This is a genomic window from Silicimonas algicola, from assembly GCF_003148765.1.
In the GTDB taxonomy this organism is placed as follows: domain Bacteria; phylum Pseudomonadota; class Alphaproteobacteria; order Rhodobacterales; family Rhodobacteraceae; genus Silicimonas; species Silicimonas algicola.
This window is the reverse complement of sequence record NZ_QGGV01000008.1, coordinates 58,321-77,621: the sequence shown is the minus strand read 5'-3', so window position 1 is coordinate 77,621 and position 19,301 is coordinate 58,321. Positions and strand designations below refer to the sequence as shown.

At 63.6% G+C, this 19,301-nt stretch carries 14 protein-coding genes; 6 read left to right on the top strand and 8 right to left on the bottom strand.

All coding sequences use genetic code 11. The features are described from left to right. Positions 1–8: 8 nt before the first annotated feature. Positions 9–1,265, top strand: a complete 1,257-nt coding sequence (locus tag C8D95_RS16035) for an AGE family epimerase/isomerase (protein WP_109760211.1) — start codon at positions 9–11, stop codon at positions 1,263–1,265. On the opposite strand, the gene C8D95_RS16030 is transcribed toward C8D95_RS16035, so the two are convergent. Both C8D95_RS16030 and C8D95_RS16025 read right to left on the bottom strand, forming a co-directional pair. Then, positions 1,262–2,911, bottom strand: coding sequence for a sulfatase-like hydrolase/transferase (locus tag C8D95_RS16030; RefSeq protein ID WP_109760210.1), 1,650 nt, complete (start codon positions 2,909–2,911; stop codon positions 1,262–1,264). The genes C8D95_RS16035 and C8D95_RS16030 overlap by 4 nt on opposite strands. Then, positions 2,908–3,369, bottom strand: coding sequence for a MarR family winged helix-turn-helix transcriptional regulator (locus C8D95_RS16025; RefSeq protein WP_109760209.1), 462 nt, complete (start codon positions 3,367–3,369; stop codon positions 2,908–2,910). Before C8D95_RS16025 ends, C8D95_RS16030 begins: the two co-directional genes overlap by 4 nt. A 94-nt stretch (positions 3,370–3,463) precedes the next feature. Here C8D95_RS16025 and C8D95_RS16020 point away from each other — a divergent pair, with 94 nt between their 5' ends. Next, entirely contained in the window at positions 3,464–5,398 is a 1,935-nt protein-coding gene (locus C8D95_RS16020; protein WP_109760208.1) for an FAD-dependent monooxygenase, read from the top strand. On the opposite strand, the gene C8D95_RS16015 is transcribed toward C8D95_RS16020, so the two are convergent. Further along, positions 5,384–5,644, bottom strand: coding sequence for a TFIIB-type zinc ribbon-containing protein (locus C8D95_RS16015; RefSeq protein ID WP_109760207.1), 261 nt, complete (start codon positions 5,642–5,644; stop codon positions 5,384–5,386). The two genes, C8D95_RS16020 and C8D95_RS16015, sit on opposite strands and share 15 nt — an antisense overlap. A gap of 480 nt (positions 5,645–6,124) precedes the next feature. Between C8D95_RS16015 and C8D95_RS16010 the strand changes: the two genes are divergently transcribed. Both C8D95_RS16010 and C8D95_RS16005 read left to right on the top strand, forming a co-directional pair. Further along, positions 6,125–7,363, top strand: a complete 1,239-nt coding sequence (locus tag C8D95_RS16010; RefSeq protein WP_109760206.1) for a tyrosine-type recombinase/integrase — start codon at positions 6,125–6,127, stop codon at positions 7,361–7,363. A 574-nt stretch (positions 7,364–7,937) separates the two neighbouring features. Further along, positions 7,938–8,567, top strand: a complete 630-nt coding sequence (locus C8D95_RS16005) for a hypothetical protein (RefSeq protein WP_126918525.1) — start codon at positions 7,938–7,940, stop codon at positions 8,565–8,567. A gap of 882 nt (positions 8,568–9,449) precedes the next feature. Here C8D95_RS16005 and C8D95_RS16000 read toward each other — a convergent pair. Continuing rightward, positions 9,450–10,004 carry a recombinase family protein gene (locus C8D95_RS16000; protein ID WP_109760204.1) on the bottom strand — a complete coding sequence of 185 codons (555 nt, stop codon included), beginning with the start codon at positions 10,002–10,004 and terminating at the stop codon, positions 9,450–9,452. Between the two features lie 609 nt (positions 10,005–10,613). On the opposite strand from C8D95_RS16000, the gene C8D95_RS15995 reads away from it, so the two are divergent. Both C8D95_RS15995 and C8D95_RS15990 read left to right on the top strand, forming a co-directional pair. Continuing rightward, positions 10,614–14,108, top strand: coding sequence for a CheR family methyltransferase (locus C8D95_RS15995; RefSeq protein ID WP_109760203.1), 3,495 nt, complete (start codon positions 10,614–10,616; stop codon positions 14,106–14,108). Further along, positions 14,098–14,466, top strand: a complete 369-nt coding sequence (locus tag C8D95_RS15990) for a response regulator (protein ID WP_109760202.1) — start codon at positions 14,098–14,100, stop codon at positions 14,464–14,466. Before C8D95_RS15995 ends, C8D95_RS15990 begins: the two co-directional genes overlap by 11 nt. A gap of 744 nt (positions 14,467–15,210) precedes the next feature. On the opposite strand, the gene C8D95_RS15980 is transcribed toward C8D95_RS15990, so the two are convergent. The 4 genes from C8D95_RS15980 to C8D95_RS15965 form a co-directional block, all read right to left on the bottom strand. Further along, on the bottom strand, positions 15,211–17,883 hold the full coding sequence (locus C8D95_RS15980; protein ID WP_109760200.1) for a bifunctional DNA primase/polymerase: 2,673 nt from the start codon (positions 17,881–17,883) through the stop codon (positions 15,211–15,213). A 66-nt stretch (positions 17,884–17,949) separates the two neighbouring features. Further along, positions 17,950–18,243, bottom strand: coding sequence for a hypothetical protein (locus tag C8D95_RS15975; RefSeq protein ID WP_109760199.1), 294 nt, complete (start codon positions 18,241–18,243; stop codon positions 17,950–17,952). Positions 18,244–18,306: 63 nt separating this feature from the next. Further along, positions 18,307–18,894, bottom strand: a complete 588-nt coding sequence (locus tag C8D95_RS15970) for a hypothetical protein (RefSeq protein ID WP_109760198.1) — start codon at positions 18,892–18,894, stop codon at positions 18,307–18,309. Then, positions 18,887–19,255, bottom strand: a complete 369-nt coding sequence (locus C8D95_RS15965) for a hypothetical protein (protein WP_126918526.1) — start codon at positions 19,253–19,255, stop codon at positions 18,887–18,889. The genes C8D95_RS15970 and C8D95_RS15965 overlap by 8 nt, the downstream gene beginning before the upstream one ends. Positions 19,256–19,301: the final 46 nt, after the last annotated feature.

The window sequence follows — 19,301 nt, the reverse complement described above, 5'->3', positions numbered from 1 at the left end:
GGGGCGGAATGGGCACCGAGATCGCAGAGGCGTCGGGGACCGGCGAGGTATTCTGGATCGACAGCCCCGGCCACCGACGATGGCTCGCCCGCGACGCGCTGCGCTCTCTGGATTTCTTCCGACCAACCATCCGCGACGACGGCGGGTTTCACACCCTCGATGTGGACGGGACGCGCCTGGCTTCAGGCGTGCAGGAGTTGCACACGACGACCCGCCTCGTCCACTCCTTCGCGCTGGGCCACCTCGCCGGCGTTCCGGACTGCGCCGGAGTGATCGACGCCGGCATGCGCTATCTGGTGCAGGGTCACCGCGACGCCGACTTCGAGGGCTATCTGTGGGCCCGGAACGGCGCGTCGATCGTGGATGACCGCAAGCTGGCCTACGGGCACGTCTTCGTTCTTCTCGCCGCGTCGAGCGCTCTCATGGCGGGTCATCCCGAAGCCGACGCGCTGATCCTCGATGCGACGTCGAACCTCGACCGCCACTTCTGGGAGGAGGGGCCGGGTCTCTTCGCCGACGAGTGGACGCGCGAGTGGCTGCCGTTCTCGGATTACAGGGGATTGAACGCCAACATGCATGGCGTCGAGGCGCTGCTCGCGGCGTTCGAGGCCACGGGGCACGAGGTCTATCTCGAGCGTGCGGGCCGCATTCTAGACTTCTTCATGGGACGCATCGCCCCCCAGCACGGATGGCGTCTGCCGGAGCATTACCACGCCGACTGGACGGTCGATCCGTCCTACTCGGGCAACCCGATGTTCCGTCCCGCAGGAACGACGCCGGGCCATTCGTTCGAGCTGTCGCGCCTGGCGTTGCAGCATTGGGACCTTGCCGGTCGGCCGCACAGCAGCGCGCCCGACGCGGCCCGGCGGGTCACGATGCAGGCGCTGGCGGACGGCTGGGACGACGCGCGGGGCGGCGGCATCGTCTACACCCTCGATCACGACGGCACGCCCGCGATCCGCGACCGCTACTGGTGGCCCGTGACCGAGGCGATCGGGGCCATTGCCTCCCTCATCAAGCTCGATCGGACGGCCGAGGACGAGGCGTGGTACAGGCGTCTGTGGACCTTCGCCGACGCGCACTTCGTCGATCATGCGAATGGCGGCTGGTTCCACGAGATCGACGGCGGGGGGCGGCCGACGGCGACGCAGTTCACGGGCAAGCCCGACATCTATCACGCGCTTCAGGCTGACCTTTTCCCGCTGGCGCCAGGGCTGTCGCAACAGGCGGCCGGGCTGCCGAAACTGACGGAGGTGGCGGCCTAGTCGCTGTCGCGGTGATCCTGCCGGGCGGGACCTCGATAGCGTTCCGTCAGGTCGGCCGGAACCTCCGAACCGTCGACGAGGAAGGGAAGGATGCCGCGCCTCGCCGACTTGCCGCGGCGGTTCCGGATCTGGTCATCGGAAATAGTCACACGCTGAGACATGCGGCGGGACCAACGGGCGAGGTGGTCGTAAAGCCTCGCGATCTCTCCCGAAGCTTCAGTGTCGTCTCCCAGGTCCTTGAATTCGCCGGGATCGTTCGCAAGATCGAAGAGCATCGGACGAAAGCCACCCTCGGCGTGGATCAGCTTCCAGCGCCCGTCGAATACCATGAAGAGGCGTGCGTCTCGGGGACTGACACCGAGCGCTTCGGCACGGGGTGTAACGGAATAGTCGTATTCGCTGACGACGACCTCGCGCCACGTCTTCGGCGGCTGGCCGTGAAGCCAGGGCATCAGCGACCGGCCTTCGACGATGTGGTCGGGCACCGCGCCGCCCGCGGCCTCGATGAAGGTGGCGCAGAGGTCGATCGCCTCGACAAGCGCGCCGCAGGTTGTGCCGCGCGTCGCATCGGCGTCGCGTCGGGGGTCGAGGATGATGAGCGGAATCTTCACCGAGGCTTCATGGAAAAAGTCCTTCTCGCCCAGCCAGTGATCCCCCAGATAGTCGCCGTGGTCGGAGGTCAGGACGATCATCGTGTCGTTGGCTTCTCCTGACGCCTCGAGATGATCGAGGAGGCGGCCGAGCTGGTCGTCGCACTGGCGGATGAGACCCATGTAGGCGGGGATCACCTTGCGCCGCACCTCGTCCTGCCGGAAGGCCTGAGAGACGCGCGTATCGTGATACGCGGCGAGAACGGGGTGCGGGGCTTCCAGTTCGGACGCATCCCGCACGGGCGGCAGGATGTCGTCGGGCCCGTACATCGCATGATAGGGCGCGGGCACGATGTAGGGCCAGTGGGGCTTGATGTAGCTGACATGGGCGCACCATGGCGCCATCGCCTGATCGACGAAACGCATCGCCTCGCGCGTGAGCCATGGCGTCTCGCTGTCCTCCTCGCGCACGTTGGCCGCGCGTTCTGCGTTCTCGAACATCCAGCCCGACGCCATCTGCGCCTCGTCCGAGACGCCGGCGTTGGCGTAGTCGGCCCAGGGGTTCTCGCCGTCATAGCCCTGCGACGCGAGGTACTCGTTGTAGGGCGACCGTTTCTCATCGTACCAGCCGTCCGGGCCATAGCCCCAGAGACCGTCGTCGCGCACGAAGGCGTCGAAGCCGCACTCGGCCTGGCGCGCGCCGATCAGGCTGTCGGACGCGAGACCGAGGCGACCCATCCCTTCGGCATCGGCCTTCATGTGCGTCTTGCCGATCAGCCAGCAGCCCATGCCGAGCGCGCGCAGGTGATCTCCTAGCGTCAGTTCCCCGACGCGCAGAGGATAGCCGTTCCACTGAGCGCCGTGGGACGAGACATACCGGCCGGTATAGAAGCTCATCCGCGACGGGCCGCAGACGGGGGACTGGACATAGGCATTGGTGAAGCGGACGCCGCGCGCCGCGACGCGGTCGAAATTCGGCGTCTTCAGGTGCGGATGGCCCGAGCAGGATAGGTAGTCGAAGCGAAGCTGGTCGTACATCACGAAGAGGATGTTCACGGCGTATCCTCCGCGCGGCCAAGGGTCAGGGACTTGCGCATCAGGCGCACCAGCGTGCGGCGCTCGTCTGCATCGAGACCGTCGAGGATGGTGCGCTGAAGTGCTGCGACGAGAGGCAGGAGGCGGGAGTGCAGGGCGAGACCCTCGGGCGTCAGCGCAAGAACGCGGGCGCGGCGGTCCTGCGCGTTGACCGAGCGCTGGATCAGGCCGCGTCGCTCCAGCCGGTCGACGACGCCGCCCATGGTCGCCCGGTCGCAGGCGACGAGATCGGCCAGCCGCGCCTGATCGATGTCGGTCTGGTGTTTGAGCGCGTCGAGGGCGGCGAACTGGACGGGCGTCATGTCGCCGTCGGCCTCGCGCATCGCCGCCTGGAAGCTCTGGGTGGACCGCTGGTTCATGCGGCGCAGCAGGTGCCCCGGCATGTCGAGAAGGTCCGAGACGATGGGTCTGTCCGTCATGGAACCACGAGTAGCCCAAAACGGTAGTCATTCAAACGGTTTGACGCCTGACAAGCAGTAAGCATACATACTAATATTCCGGCAGGAGTCGTCGATGCAGTTCCACCTCAACGGTTTCCGGCCCGGAGATCCCGACTGTCTTCCCGAAGATGAAAAAGCTCGCGACGCCGCGCGCGGCTCGGAGATCGACGTCCTGATCGTGGGCGCTGGACCGGCAGGGCTGACGCTTGCCGCACAACTCGCGCGCTTCCCCGAAATCGTGACGCGTCTTGTCGAAGTGAAGCCGGGTCGGATCGAAAAGGGGCAGGCCGACGGCATCTCGTGCCGGTCGATGGAGATGTTCGCGGCCTTCGGCTTTGCCGACCGCGTCGAGCGCGAGGCCTGCGCCATCACCGAGACTGTATTCTGGACGCCCGACCCTCACGACCCGACGCGCATCCGCCGTGCGGGCCGGGTGCAGGACGTCGAGGAGGGGCTGTCGGAGATGCCCCACGTCATCCTGAACCAGGCGCGCATCCACGACATGCTTCTGGAAGAGGTGCAGCGCGGTCCGGCCCGCATGGAGCCCGACTACGGTTTCCGTCTTATCTCTCTCGAGACGGACGAGATGGCCGAACACCCTGTCGCGGCGACGGTCGAGATGGCGACGGGCGAGATCGAGGTGATCCGCGCGCGCTACGTCGTTGGATGCGACGGCGCGCGCAGCGTCGTCCGGCGCGAGATAGGGCGCGAGCTTCGGGGCGACAGCGTGAACCGCCTGTGGGGCGTCATGGACGTCCTTGCCGTGACCGATTTTCCCGACATCCGCTTCAAGGGCGTAATCCAGTCCGCTTCGGACGGGACCATCGTCGTCATCCCGCGCGAGGGCGGCTACCTTGTCCGGCTCTACGTCGAAATGGGCGAACTCGAGGAGGGAGCGAGGGCCGGCGAGACCGGATTGACCGCTGAGACGATCATCGCCAAGGCGCAGGCGATCCTGAGGCCGTTCCGTTTCGAGGTGAAGGACGTGGTCTGGTGGTCGGCCTACCAGATCGGACAGCGGGTGACCGATCGCTTCGACGACAGCGAGGGGGACGGCTTCCCACACGTCTTCATCGCCGGCGACGCCTGCCACACCCACAGCCCCAAGGCCGGGCAGGGGATGAACGTCTCGATGGGGGACGCCTTCAACCTGGGTTGGAAGCTGGCCGCCGTCCTGCGGGGGCACGCGACACCCGCCTTGCTGCGCACCTATTCGGAGGAGCGACAGGCCGTGGCGCAGGAGCTGATCGACTTCGACCGGCACTGGGCGCGTGCGGTACGAGAGGCGCAAGCCGACGGCACCGACGAAATACCGGCCGTTCAGCGTCAGTTCATCAGGCAGGGTCGCTATACCGCCGGTCTGGGGGTCACCTATGCACCCTCGATCCTGACCGGCGCGGCGACCTGCCAGGATCGGGCGTCCGGGTTCGAGATAGGGGCGCGCTTTCACTCCGCGCCCGTCGTGAGGCTGGCGGACGCGCGCCACATGCAGCTTGGTCGCGTGGTCGAGGCGGACGGACGTTTCCGGTTGTTTGTCTTCACGCCCGAGGGCGACAGGGGCGGTCAGGGAGGCGTTCTCCGCAGCCTCTGCGACTGGCTTCGGGACGACCTCGCGTCGCCTCTCGTGCGCGCGACGCCGGAAGGCGCGGATCCGGATGCAAGGATCGACGTTCGCGGCATCCTGCGTGCGGATGCGCGCGGTATGGACGTCACGGACCTGCCCGATCTTCTTCTGCCCGCGAAGGGGACTTTTGGCCTTCTCGACTACGAAAAGGCGTTCTGCGCCGACCCCGCGTCCGACGTCTTCAGGATGCGGGGCGTGTCGCCAGAAGGCGCCTGCGTGATCGTCCGCCCGGACCAGCATGTGGGCCACGTCCTCCCGCTGGAGGAGCGGGAGGCCATCGCGTCGTACTTCGAGGGCATATTCAAACCCTGGACGCGGGGCGCTGCCCTGGATGTCCGGCAGAACCGTCGGACGGAAGGGTCGGGCGACCTAGAAGTCGAATAGCTCGCCGAGAAAGCCCTCGCGCTTCTTCTTGTAGGGCCGGCCCCCCTGTGCATCCTGCCGATAGTCCTGTCCCCGAGGATCCTGCGACCGATGCTCTTGCGACGGCATGGAGGGCGGCGCGCGGTCGATGATCTTGTCGAGTTCGCCGCGATCGAGCCACACGCCGCGACACTTCGGGCAATAGTCGATCTCGACGCCGCTTCTTTCGGCGATGACCAGGATTTCTCCGTCAACCGGACACTGCATGGGGTTCTCCGTTCCTGCTAAGCTTCCCGAAAGCTAATCACTCGTCGCAAAATTCCAACGGGCGGCGGAGGCTCCGGCGCTGCGGCGCCCAATGTATCCGTTACGGCCAAGACAGATACTGACCCCCTGCCTGCGGAGACCGTTTTCCGTCCGTGAAGTGCGCTGTCTTCGCCAAAAAAACACGCAGCTGGCCCTCGCGTCGATCATCGGCGACGTCGGCCGCCTCGAACTCCTCAAGGTGTCCGTTCTACTCACGCCGGCGTCTTGGCAGGAGGTCTAGAAGGTCGGATGGGGATCGGAGGAGGACATGGCAGCCCGTAGGAGTATCGTACGGGAACGGAACCACAACATATAGCGAACAGCGCTCTCGCCATATTCAATTATTTCAATGAGTTAGATATTCGTTGCGACTCTGCCATACCACCTGTACCCTGTACATATTTCGTACATATCCGGGTTCGACTGTAGTGGAGAGTGGTGATGGCGCGACGGTCTCTTGGAGGCAAGCTTTACGTCGAGGAGCGGGAGGGAGGCGGCAGCTACCTCTACCGCTATCGGCTCGACGGACGGGACAACTGGATGAGCGTCGGCAAGGTCGCGGACGTGTCGGAGGAGCAGGCGCGGCAGGAGCTGGCAAGGCAGTCGGAGATCGTCCGCGAGGGCAGGGATCCTGTGAGAGAGCGGGTCGCCGTCAGGCGAAGGGGTCTGACGGTGGAGGACGCGGTGCGGGAGTACTGGTCGCTTCACTGCCGACACCTCGCGAAGCACGAGGTATGGATACGCATGTTCGAGATTCACGTCTTCCCGAAGGTGGGGCGCGTGCCAGTGGCGCAGTTGACGGCTGACGAGGTCTTGAAGGTCTTAAAGCCGATCTGGAAAGATCAGTACCCGACCGCGAAGCGGTTGCGGACGCGTCTGGGGCTGGTCCTCCGCCACGTCAGTATCGACGACCCCCGCGTGGACATCGCGATCCCCGACCGCGTGAAGGCGCGGCTGGGGACCGTCCAGTGGCAGGAGAGGCCGCACCCGGCGTTGCCGTGGGAGAAGGTCCCTGCCGTCTTCGAGGCGCTGTCGTCGTCGGTCGCGCACAACGCGCTGAAGCTCCTGATCCTCAGCGGTGTCCGCGTCGCTTGTGTGACGCGCGCGGAGTGGAACGAGGTCGACTTCGACGCTGCCATCTGGACCGTGCCCAAAGAGCGGGTGAAAGGTTGGAAGTCAGGCTTCAGGGTCCCCCTGACGGGGGGCATGATCGACGTCCTGCGACGGCAATGGCACCGCCGCGGCGAGTCGAAGTTGGTCTTCGCGTCGAAGGATGCGTGGAAGCGGGCCTACGTGTCGGAGAACACCTTCAACAAGTGGCTGCGTGAGAATGACTGGAAGGACGAGCAGGGCGAGGCGGTGACCGCCCACGGGTTCCGGTCCTCCTTCCGCGACTGGGCCTCTCAGGCGCGCGTGGAGCGGGATCTGGCTGAGCACTGCATCCAGCATGTCTCGGCGCAAGGCACCCGCGTAGAGCGCGCCTACTGGCGCGAGGACCGCCTTGAGGCGCGGCGTGGCGTGATGGAGGCGTGGAGTGCCTTCGTCACCGGGATCAGTGCTGAGGAGCGCCGTGAGGCGCTGGCGCAGAAGTCCGAGGCGCTGCACCGGTGGCATCGGGACGTGCCATACGTGGAGGCCGACCTGCGTGGCATCAAAGCGGACTGGGATGACGTTGACTAACCTATTGTAATCCGTGGTGCTTCGTATGCGGACTTATGCGACCCTCGCCGAAGCATCTCCACCGTCAGATTCGGCTATTGGCGCACGTTGACCCGTTCTCGGGGCGAAGCCGGCGGCGGGCTCAGACCAGAAGTTCATGGGCCCCTCACGCCGCAGTGCATCATCCTCATTGCCGACTTTCAAACATGGAAGAACTTGAATGCGAATAGACGTTCCTCACGATTTGTCGCCCACTTGCCTTGCAGGGTTTGCATGCGTGCTTCGAGACCTCCCTGAGGCCGCTGAGTACGAGTTCCATTTCGGGGAGGAACGTTGGTTTCCACCGTTCTCTATGCTGCTACTTTCCGCGATGCTTCGTCAGTTCCGGACAAGCAGGCCAGAGGCCCGAAGGCGTGCGCGGGAGCACGAGAAACATACCTACGCGGCCCATTTCGGATTCTTTCGGTCCTTCGGACTCCCTCACGGCAAAGCGCCCGGCGAGGCACCGGGAAGCTCTAGATACGTCCCTATCAGCGAACTCGACGCAAATGAGATACGGCAAGAGGCTTTCGACTCATTCCAAGAGGTCGGTGACGTGATCGAAGGCAAAGCTGCCGAGCTGGCCGGAATACTAACCCGCCAGCAAGCGGGAGAACTGCAAGATACCCTCACCTATTCTATCCGCGAGATTATGCGTAATGTTGTCGAGCATAGCGGCTCTGACAAGATCCACCTTTGTGCCCAGTACTGGCCCCTACGCAACGAAGTCGAAGTCGGGATTGTTGATGATGGCGTTGGCATCCACAGGGCTTTGACCGAGAACCCCGCCTTTGAATGGCTGACTGAAGTCGAGGCGCTCCAGATGGCGCTAATGCCGGGCATCTCGGGCAATCCACTCGCTGGTCGCGGAAATGACCAGTGGAACAATTCTGGGTACGGCCTCTACATGACCAGCCGCATTTGCCGAAACGGCGGAAGTTTTCTGCTGTGCTCTGGCACTGGGGGTATCGAACTTGACCACGATGGAAAACGGACCTTCGAGACCGATTTCCAAGGAACTGCGATCCGGTTGGTGATCAACACGGCTGACCTCAGTGCACTTCGAGAACGCCTCCAACATTTCGCGGAGGAAGGGAGGGCGGCAGCCGCACAGATCGCAGGAGCGAACCTCAACGTGGCATCCACTGCGTCTCAAATGCTGACAAGGGATTTCCGCAAAGAGTAGTCAGAGAGGTCGTGATTCAACCAACTGCCTGAGTTCAACCACGGCCTTAAGGTGTCATTCCCGAGCGAACACCATGCCGTAGCCCGGCTTCCCGTGGACCGCCAGTCACTGCACGCGGAAGATATCCAACGTTGCAGCTCGCGCGTCGCCGGTGCACAGAAGTTCCCATTCGTGGTGATGGCGGGCGCGCCGCGAGCGGGGGACCACAACATCTGGCGTCCGATCCGGATGAGAGCGTAGCCACCCCACCACCAAGACATCGTGCCAATGCCCGCTGTCTCCAGATGGAAGGGCTCCACGAAACGTTTGGCGGCGTGCGCGACGCGCTCCTTCGGGTGTGGACGGTCTTGCAGCCAATCGCGTGGAGCGCGGATAAGGCTGTCCGCCAACGCCTGCTCATCGGGTCGAGTGAGGCTCTTCGAATTCTGTCGCAATAGCCGTTGCTTCAATTGATAGGACGTGACGCGACACGGCCGACCGGAGGGTGTCAGCCAGAGAGGACTGGCTGATCTTACTCTGATGTGGGGCTGCTGTTGAGATTCATAACGGAATAATGTGCCCGTAGCACCCGTAAGCCTGCATCACCCACGGGGGGTATCCCCCTTTGGGTCCCTAGGTGCTTTGGGCGTCGGACGGGCGAGTCGCGCAGAGCTGGCAAGGCGAGTTTTCAGGCAGACCTTCGCCAAGGTCCAGTCTACCGGATGGCACCGTCCCGGACGGGGTGCGCCTGTGTCAGATGGTCGGGGCCTAAGGCGGGCGCAGTCATGCAGCGCCGTGACGCCACAGGCGTGGCGTCGGCAGTCTCAGGTCCTGACGTCGCGGCCTTCCGTCAAAACGAGCACGGATAAAATCGAAAGCCCGCTGACGCGGGCCTTCACTTAATCACTGAGCCAGCAACCGATACACGCTGTCACGGCTGATCCCGAGCGCCTTGGCAGCCCCCAGCTTCGATCCGGCCTCCTCGACCGCCTTCAGCACCGCAGAGCGCTTGATCGACGGCGGACGACCCTTGAACGGGCTGTCAGGACCCTTTGCCAGTGCGGCTACGATGCCTTCACGCTGACGCTCGGCGCGGAGCTGGGTCTCGAACTGACCTATGGCGGCGAGGATGGTGAAGAACAACTCGCCTGCAGGGGTGTTGGTGTCGACGTCCTGTTCGAGGACCTTCAATGCGACGCCCTTCTCTTTCAGCGTCGCGCCGATGTTCAGCAGGTCCCGCGTCGAGCGGGCAAGGCGGTCGAGCCTCGTGCAGACCAGCGTGTCGCCTTCGCGGACATAGTCCAACATGCGCTCCAGTTCCTCGCGACCTTTCCGCTTGGTGCCGCTACGCTTCTCGGCGAAGAGCTTCTTGCAACCGGCGCGCGTCAGCGCGCTCTCTTGCACGTCGAGCGACTGGCCCGTGGTCGAGACCCGCGCGTATCCAATCAATTCTCCCATGATCGCCTCCTTCTGTCCGTTTAGAGTTCCTGTCATCGTACATACTGTACGAAAACGTGATTCGGAACTCTAATCGTACAATAAGCGTGCCTAAATCGACTGCACGGCCTGAGTATACTCAATTAGGACACTCCCGATGACGCGGGTGCATCGAAGAAGTCGCGAGGAAGTGAGACTGTCTTAGAACTTACAGCGATGGCAGGTTAATGAGACGGCCCTACCCAGCTTCAGTGGGTGTCTTTGATTGCGTCCCTAGTGAGACGCGGTCCCGCATAAGGCGAACCCCTAGATAGGCAGCTCAGTGGTAATACGTGCATTTGCCCCATACATGCGCACACCACACGCTTATGTAGCTCTGGGATTGGGAGATGATGCGTGCTGGAGCCGCTACTCCCTCGCAACGTATGCGTCTTTATGCATACGTCTGAGTTGAACAGCGAGATCCCCCTATAGTTCAACGGATTCTTAGTACTCGAAGGCGCGCAGCCGCTAGACGACGTTTTCAGCGCACGTGCCGGTCCAAGGTGGAACAAACTTCTCTGTTGGTTTCTTGTTGAAAGGATTGCGGCAGAAGAAGAGGCTTCCAACCGAACAACCCAAAGGTGCTCAATGGTTGATGTGACCAAGAAGGGGCGATCCGAAGGGCCGCTGACACCGGTCTGCGCCATCGGCGCTTCGGCTGGTGGAGTTCGGGCGCTTCAGAAGTTCTTCGAGAGCATAGACCCCGAACTCGGGCTGGCCTACGTCGTCATCGTCCACCTGTCGCCTGACCACGAAAGCCAGTTGAGCGAGATCCTGACCGGCCGCACCAAGATGCCGGTTCTTCAGGTCGAGGACTCGCCGAAGCTCGAGCCGAACTGCGTCTACGTCATCGCGCCGGACCGCGAGCTTTTCATCGACGGCAACAGCGTCGCGTCGCGCCCCTTTACCGAGCCGAGGGGACACCGCGCGCCGATCGACATGTTCTTTCGGTCCGTCGCCAGCGGGCGGGGCGACGGCTTTGCCGTGGTGATGAGCGGTGCCGGATCCGATGGCGCCGTGGGTGTCCGCAAGATCAAGGAGGCCGGCGGCGTCATCTTCGTGCAGGACCCGAGCGAAGCCGAGTTCAGCATGATGCCGCGAAGCGCCATCGCCACCGGCGTCGCCGACTTCGTCGAGCCGATCGAACGCATGACCGAACTAATCGCCGAGGTTGCGCGAAGCAAGGACGCTCTCCGTCGGTTGAAAGATGACGAGGCCAAGGACGCCGTGCGGCAGATCCTGGCGTTCCTCCATGGGCGGACGGGGCACGATTTCTCGAACTACAAGCGGGCGACGGTGATGCGCCGGATCGCACGTCGCATGCAGGTGACGCGGCGGACCAGTCTTGCGGCCTATGTCGAGTACCTGCGCGAGAACCCGGAGGAAGCGCAGGATCTCTTCGGCGACCTGCTGATCTCGGTCACCGCGTTCTTCCGCGATCCGGCAGCCTTCGAATCCCTGGTCGAGAAGGCCCTGGAACCGCTTATCCGGAACCTCGACGGGGACTCGAAAATCCGTGTCTGGTCGGCTGGCTGCGCCACCGGAGAAGAAGCCTATTCCATCGCCATGCTCGCGGTCGAGGAGGCCGAGCGGCAGCAGGTGGTGCCTGCGGTCCAGATCTTCGCAAGCGACCTTGACGATGGCGCGCTGGCCACTGCGAGGGAAGGGCGATACCCGAAGGCCATCGAGGCCGACGTCTCCCCCGAGCGGCTGAAGCGCTTCTTCGTCGAGGAAGGCACGCACTATCGGATACGGAAGGAAATCCGGGAGATGGTCCTCTTTGCGCATCACAGCGCGCTCAAGGACCCGCCCTTCATCCATCTCGACCTCGTGGCCTGTCGCAACCTGCTGATCTACCTCGAGCGCGAGGTGCAACATCAGCTTCTCGCCCTCTTTCATTATGCGCTGGAGCCGGGCGGCTATCTCTTCCTTGGATCGGCCGAAAGCGCCGATACCGATCCCAAACTGTTCGCGCCCTGCGACCGCGAGGCACGGGTCTATTCCGCGAAGCCCAAGAACAGACGCAGCATCGACCTTCTGATGCAACTGCCCGCCGAACACCGGCCGCCGCTTCCTTTGACGCGCGACTACGAGGGACGCGTGCAGGCAAAGCCATCCCCCGTGGTACACGCCGCGGCGCTGGAACAGTTCGCGCCGCCAAGCGTGCTGGTGGACGAGGAACACCGCATCCTCAACCTCTCCAAATCCGCCGGCCAATTCATCCGGCTGCCCGAGGGGCCCTTCACGTCGGACCTGCCCTCGGTCCTCCGCGCCGAGTTGCGTCCCGAGGTTCTTCTGGCGCTTGACCGCGCGTTCGAGGCCGGAGAGCCGACGCTGACGTTGCCGGTCAATGTCGGGCTGAACGGCGACGCGAGGCGGGTGGTGATGCATGTCCAGCCCGTCGTCGCCGAAGGGCAGGGGGGGAAGCAGGCGCTGGTCCTTTTCATCGATACGGGCGCTGCGTCCGGCGATCGGGCGCCGGACGTCCTCGATGGAGATGTGGCAAGCATCGAGCGCATCCGCCAACTCGAATCCGAACTCAGGACCACGCAGGACCGTCTCAGCTCCAGCCGGCGCGAGCACGAGAGGTCGAACCAGGAGCTTCGCGTCGCGAACGAAGAGCTTCAGTCGATCAACGAGGAGTATCGCTCGACCGCCGAGGAACTGGAAACCAGCAAGGAAGAGCTTCAGTCGATCAACGAGGAGCTTTCGACCGTCAACAGCGAGCTCAAGGACAAGCTTGACGATGTCGCCTCGGCCCACAGCGACCTTCAGAACCTGATCAACGCGACCGACATCGGCACTCTGTTCCTTGACGCCAAGCTTCGCATCAAGATGCTGACGCCTGCGGTCGAGCAGCTTTTCAGCGTCACCGACAGCGATGTCGGCCGGCCCATCACCGACTTCACGCACAAGCTCGCCCACGACGGGGTGGCGCGCGAGGCCGAGAAGGTCCTGCGCGATCTTGTCCCGATTGAATCCGAGGTCGAGACCAAAGACGGCCGCTGGCTGATGATGCGGCTGCGTCCGTACCGGACGGTCGACGACAAGATCGAGGGCGTCGTCCTCAGTTTCGTGGACATCACCGTGCGCCGCCAAACCGAGGAGCGGCTGCGCGAGAGCGAGGCGCGCTATCGCCGGCTCTTCGAGTCGATGGACGAGGGATACATCCTGGCCGAGGTCATCCGCGACGACGCGGGCAAGGCCGCCGATGTCCGTTACCTCGACGCCAATCCCGCTGCCCGCCGGCTGGTGAACACCGATTTCATGGGCAAGCGTCTTTCGGACGTCGGCGGCGACTTCGAACGCCATTGGTACACGCTGCCGGGCCAGGTCCTCGACACCGGAACACCCGAGCACGCCGAGCTTTTCGCCAAGCCGCTGGATCGCTGGTTCGGCGCCAGCTTCAGCAAGCTTGACGACAGCCGCGTCGCGATCCTGTTCCAGGACATCAGCGATCGGAAACGCCACGAGGCGGAGCGCGAGATGATGATGGGCGAGTTGAACCACCGCGTGAAGAACATGCTGGCGGTGGTCCAGTCGATCGCCAGCCAGACCCTTCGGTCTTCGTCCGATCCCGAAGCGTTCGTCTCGGCTTTTCAGGACCGAGTGCAGGCTCTGGCACGGACGCATGGCCTCCTGACCAAGGAACGCTGGCTCGGCACCGACCTGCGCGAGCTTGCCGACGCCGTTCTGGGAGGCTTCGTGGACGGACAGGACAGGCTGGTGTTCGAGGGGCCGGCTGTCCGGCTGTCGCCGAACGCCGCCATCACGATCTCGATGGCGCTGCATGAGCTGTCCACCAACGCGCTGAAGTATGGCGCGCTTAAAAACTCCGACGGGACGGTGAGCCTGTCCTGGGAATTGCGGAAGGACAAGGAGGGCCAGCGGCTGGACGTGTCCTGGAGCGAACACGACGGCCCGAGGGTCGAAAAACCGGAGCGCGACGGATTCGGAAGCCGGATGCTGGAGCGGGGCATCGCCTACGAGCTCGACGGCAAGGTAACGCTCGACTATGCGCCGACGGGACTTACCTGTCGTATGTCGTTTCCTGCTGAAAGGATCTTGAGCGATGACGGATGAGCCCCTCACGATCCTCGCGGTAGAGGACGAAGCGCTGATCGCGATGGAGCTAGAGGATCTTCTCAAGGATCTCGGACACAACGTCATGGGGCCCGCTTCCACGCCGGCCGCAGCGATTGAGCTGCTTCAATCGCGTAAACCTGATGTTGCCGTCGTTGATGCGAATCTCGCTGGCAAAAGCGCACAACCCGTCGTCGATGCTTTGAAAGACGCCGGGGTCCCCGTCATTCTTGCTTCAGGCTATGAGCCAAATGAGTTGAAGCAATTCGGCTTAGAAGGTCTGCTTGTAAGCAAACCTTATCGCGCAAAAGATCTTGCACGAGCGCTGGAGCACGTACTCAGGTCAGGAAAGGATTAGAGACGACGTGAGCCCTTCCTCTGTCGTTCTTAATCCGCCACGTTTGGCTGTAGTCGATCGACCGCTTTCGCGCTTTCAATACTTTCGTTGGCTCTAGCGTCAGAACCTCAGGCCGAAGAGCGTCGCTCCAGTGAAACCGGTAGGCGATGACACCGCGACGGTACGGCTGAGAGAGCCCTTGGAAGCGCTCAAGATCCCCGCCGGGGTTCGCGCTCATCGAAGCCGCTGACGCGGTCCCGTACCAGTCTCCGTGTCGCCTCGGCGTGAGGACGATGACGTGGAACAACTGGAACAAAATGTTCCACGCTAGGTCCCTGTACTTCCTTGCTTGTTCCTCTTGTTCCTTTTGTTCCTTTAAGAAGAAGAGAAGAAATAAGTAGAGCAGGTAAGGCGGCGGCGGACGCATTCGCTCGCGCGGGGGAACTGCTTCTCAAAATCGGGAACTTGCGGAACATCCGGTATTTGCCCTATAAACTCAATGGCTTATCATGGAACAAAGACGGTCGGTTCGTGGAACACCGGAACAAAATGGCGGGTGCAGGGGGTCGAAAAGGAAAGAGGCCGCTAACGCGGCCCCTTGGCATGTTGGAACTTCTCTGTATCGCTGGCGTGGTGGCGTGTCGTGGCGCTGTCTCGGGAAGGATACTGATCCGCTTCGATACTGATCCGCCTGAGCCGCCCCGCACAGAGGCCACGCCCCGCCGTCAGGCGGCAGCGTCCCCCTCGTACTCGTCCTCGTCGGCATCAGCGGGCGTCAGCGGCGCGGGGGTCGCCCCGGCGCTTGGCGATGACCTCCAGCATGTGCTCCAGCTTCGGGAGACGGTAGCACCACCTGTTGCCCTCGTACTTCTCCCATTCACATCCGGTGAGGCGCACCCGCCCCTCGAAGCGGGTCCGCTTGCGGGGAAGCTCCTCGCCGAAGACGTGCTCGAACACGGCAGCAGCGCATGCCTCGTTCTCGTTCCGGATGTCGCCGGTCTTGGCAGCGATAGCGTCGAGAAGCTGCGTCGGGATGCGCGTCTCGTTGTCCGCGTTCAGCGGGAAGCTGTAGGTCTCGCCACCGTCGCGCCAGACGATCTCGCCGTCTTCGATCATGCGGACCAACTGGCGGTGGACCGGGCGCAGGCTCTGGAACCACATGGCCCTGCGGTCGTCGGTCTCCGGAGCAAGGCGGACGTTCCCCCACTCCAAGCCCGCTGACGCGGGGTCGTAGCTCATCAGCTCATACAGCAGGGCCTCGAGCTCCGGCCCCTCGATCATCGCGTGCAGCATGTCGAAGTAGGCCTTGTCGCCCCGCCGCTCGTCGCTGACCTCCAGCACCTCGTAACGCCGGTCGGAGCCATTGTTTTCGATCATGATGGCGTCGGCGAAGTTGGAGTCGAAGACGTACCTCATGTACGACTTCATCCAGATCGGCTGGACGTTCTTCACCTCGACCTTGATCATCTTGGCGTCGACCTTGGTCTTCAGCGCGTTGGAGATGCGGCGGTCGCCCGAGAAGACGGCCTCCTCAGACACTCCAAGGATGTTCATCGTGTGGACCGGTCCGGAGAACCGCCCGACGATGTCATCGGGGTCGGCGAACTGGACGCCGTAAGGCGCGACCAGCGCGCGCAGGAGCGTCCCGAAGGTGCCCTTGCCTGCCCCGCCCTTGCCCCAGATCACGAGGGCCGTTCCCGGCTTCTCTCCGGGGCGCTGGACCATGTGCGCCATCCAAAGCCAGACCCACGCGAAGATGGCGTCGTCGCCCCGGCAGATGATGTCCTTGATGAAGCGCTTCAGCTCCTCGCAGTTGCCTGCGGCAGGCGTCCGGGCGAAGCCCCGGAACAGGTTGTAGGCGTTGCGCGGAGTCTGGGCGGGGTACGGTGCGAAGACGATATCGCTCCAGCGCTGGCACTGGGTGAAGAAGATGGGAACGGGGTTGGCCCACTCACCGCTGTGCGTCTCGAACTTCTCGTGCGCGTACCACTTCCCCAACTGGACCGTGTCCCAGAGATCGAGAGCGGGAGCCTCACCGCGCGGCTGGACCCGCAGGAAACGCCCGCCGCCCGGAACCCGGACGTACTTGAACCCAAGGTCGAGAGAGACGAGTGCTTCGTCGAGGCTGCGTCCCAGAGGGGCGGACATGTCGAACGCAACGTCCTCGTCCTCACACTCCTCCTCTTCCCGCGTCGTCTCTGCATAGGCGCGCGCGCTTTCGATCCGCTCGTCGAGATACTCGTCGGTCGCGTAGCGCTCTTCGGCCCGGTCGTCCTCGCAAGGCGCATCGAGGATGGCGTCGCGAAGCAGTTCCTTCAACTCGTCCGCGTCACCGTTCGGGTTCCTGCCCCACCATGCGACCGCCGCCCGGTTGATGGGCGCGTCGAAGCCTTCCCGGTCGTCACCGTCGCCGATGGACTCGACGATGGCGTCGAAGCCTGCCGCGCGGGTTCCGGTGGACGGCTTGTGCTGCCTCGGTGCCCGCACCTTCGGCTTCTTGGTCTGGTTCTTCTTGCTGGCGGTCCAAGCCAACTCTTCGAGCCACTCAGGTGCCTCCGCGATCTCGACGTCCCACGGCGCGCGACCCTCCGCCCACCGGTAGAAGTTTCCGCTCTCGTGGATCGAGGGCGCGGCGATGATCTGCCCGCCCTGACCACGGACGTCGACCTTCGGTGCGACGGCGCTGGCGGTGTTGCGAAGCTGGCGCTTGGCGCGGAACAGGTAGTGCGCCCCGCCGGAGCCGCTGATGCTGGTCGGGGTCACGGGGAGAGCGCCGTGCTCCGCCTCAAGTGCGGCGAGATTGGCCGCACCCTCTGCGCCGTCGATGTCGAGGACCCAGACGGCCTCGCCCTCTGAGAACACGATGGACACGTTGCGCGGGGCCGTGGCACTTGCGTAGCCGAAACCGTCCGGGTGCTTCTTGGTGCCGGGGTAGGTTCCCTCGCCCCTCCAGAAGGCGATGATGTCGTCGCGGTCGGTACTCGCCCTCTTCTGCCACTCAGAACCGCGCGGGAGCTTGGCGGTGGCATTGCCTCCGCTCTTTCCCGTGCCCTTGCCGGTACTGGGATCAATCGCATGGCTGTCGACCACGTGAAGCCCGTGGTCCGCATAGGCGAGGGCGTGCGCGAGGGTGAAGAGGTTATGGTCGGAGACATCGGCGATGTCAGCCGCGTGACGCTTGATCACGCCGTCGAGGGCAGCGCGCGCTTCCTCGACGTACTTCTGCGGGATCACCAGAGGATCGCGACAGGCGGCGCGCATGCTCGCGGCCCGCTTGGTGTGATAAAGGCTCGCTTTCGGGGGCGCTCCGAAGAAGCGCTTGCACGGCAGGCGGTCGAACGGGACCGCGTGGATGGGGTTTTCAATGTCCACAAGTTCGCCAGCCGCACCAGCTCCGGCGCGCGCGAATGGATTGTCTTCGGTAGCGTAGGAGATCATTTCTTGTATTCTTCTCTACGGGTTATGGTCGTCTGTTAAGGTCGTCGGGCCAAAGGTTAAGATTGGCTAACGGAGCGTCCGGTAGGCCTTGAGGACGTCCTCGGGGTCGAGTTCGCACAGGGCGTCATCGCAGTCCTGCGCCAGCCGCTCAGGCGTCTGCCCACAGGCTGTGGGATGGCTCCAGAGGCCGCGCTCTTCCTTCGGGACATACCCAGCGCGGCGAAGGCTGAGGCGCGTCAGGCGCGTGCCCAAGCTCGCTGCGAGGGTGTCTGCGTTGATGATGTGGGAGTTGCTCTCGATCAGGATGGCGACGATCTCTGCGATCACGGAATCCTCGATCCATTCGATGGCAAGGCTCATGGTTCTCTACCTCTTCATTTCGGTGATCTCCTTGTGGGGTGTCGGGTGTCGGGTCGGCGTCGCCTAGGAGAGGGTGCGACGGCGTCTCTTCTTCGGGGGCTGAGCGGGCAGACCGCATTCAGGACAGCAGGGGGTTTCGGGCGGCAGGATCGGTCCGCCCAACCTCGCGAGGTCTACGGCCTCTGCGTCCGAGAGGACGCCAATTCTACGGCGGATAGAGAGCCACTCGCGCCGGTCCAGCACTTCCGCACCGATTACGGCGTGGCCATCCCCGGTGTCGACGCCCTCGTGTGCGTCGAGGTCGCGTGCCAAGCGCTGGATGCGCTGATCGGCAATAACACCTGCTGCATAAGAGAGCGCCGAGCCTTCGAGGTGATTAAGGGCGGCTGCGATCTTGCTATTCGCGCGCGGCACGGGGACGACCATCTTTCTGTCCACGGTACCCACGTCGGCAAGGGCCACAGCCAGCTTCGACACGGCCTTCGAGCAATTCTGCGCATCAGACATACACACACGCAAAGACGAACTCGGGTCGGGGGCGGTCCGAGCCATCTGCATATGCGAGCGGAGGCTCCTCAAAGAGTCCTGAAGCACTTTGTAGACGTGCTTGACCGTCGCGGACTGCAGGACGTCGTCGGGGATCTTACTCACAAGCGCACCTCGTGGTCAGGACGCGCACGGCGACGTCCGTCATTTCGTCGTCGACGATCACCCCGGCAGAGCGGTCGAGAGCTTTGATGGCCTCGATGTGCGTGAGGGTCCTTGTGGTACTCGTCAGGATCCCAGACCGGATCTGCGATGCGTCGGCGTAGAGGCCGTGGTGGACGCAGAGTTCGACGAGTTCGTCCATGCATCCCAGCACGTCGAGGATGCTCTGCTCGAACCCGGCGAAAGGTTCGTCGGCGTCGATGGCGCTCAGCTCTTCGGCGTGCTTGAAGCGCAAATACTTGATCCGCGCGGCGACCTCGGGCCTTTTGGACAGGTTGGAACCCGCCTGAGCGGGCGTCTTCACCTGCCCGTACACTGCGAGATACGCGGAGCTTTTCGTGCTTCCACTT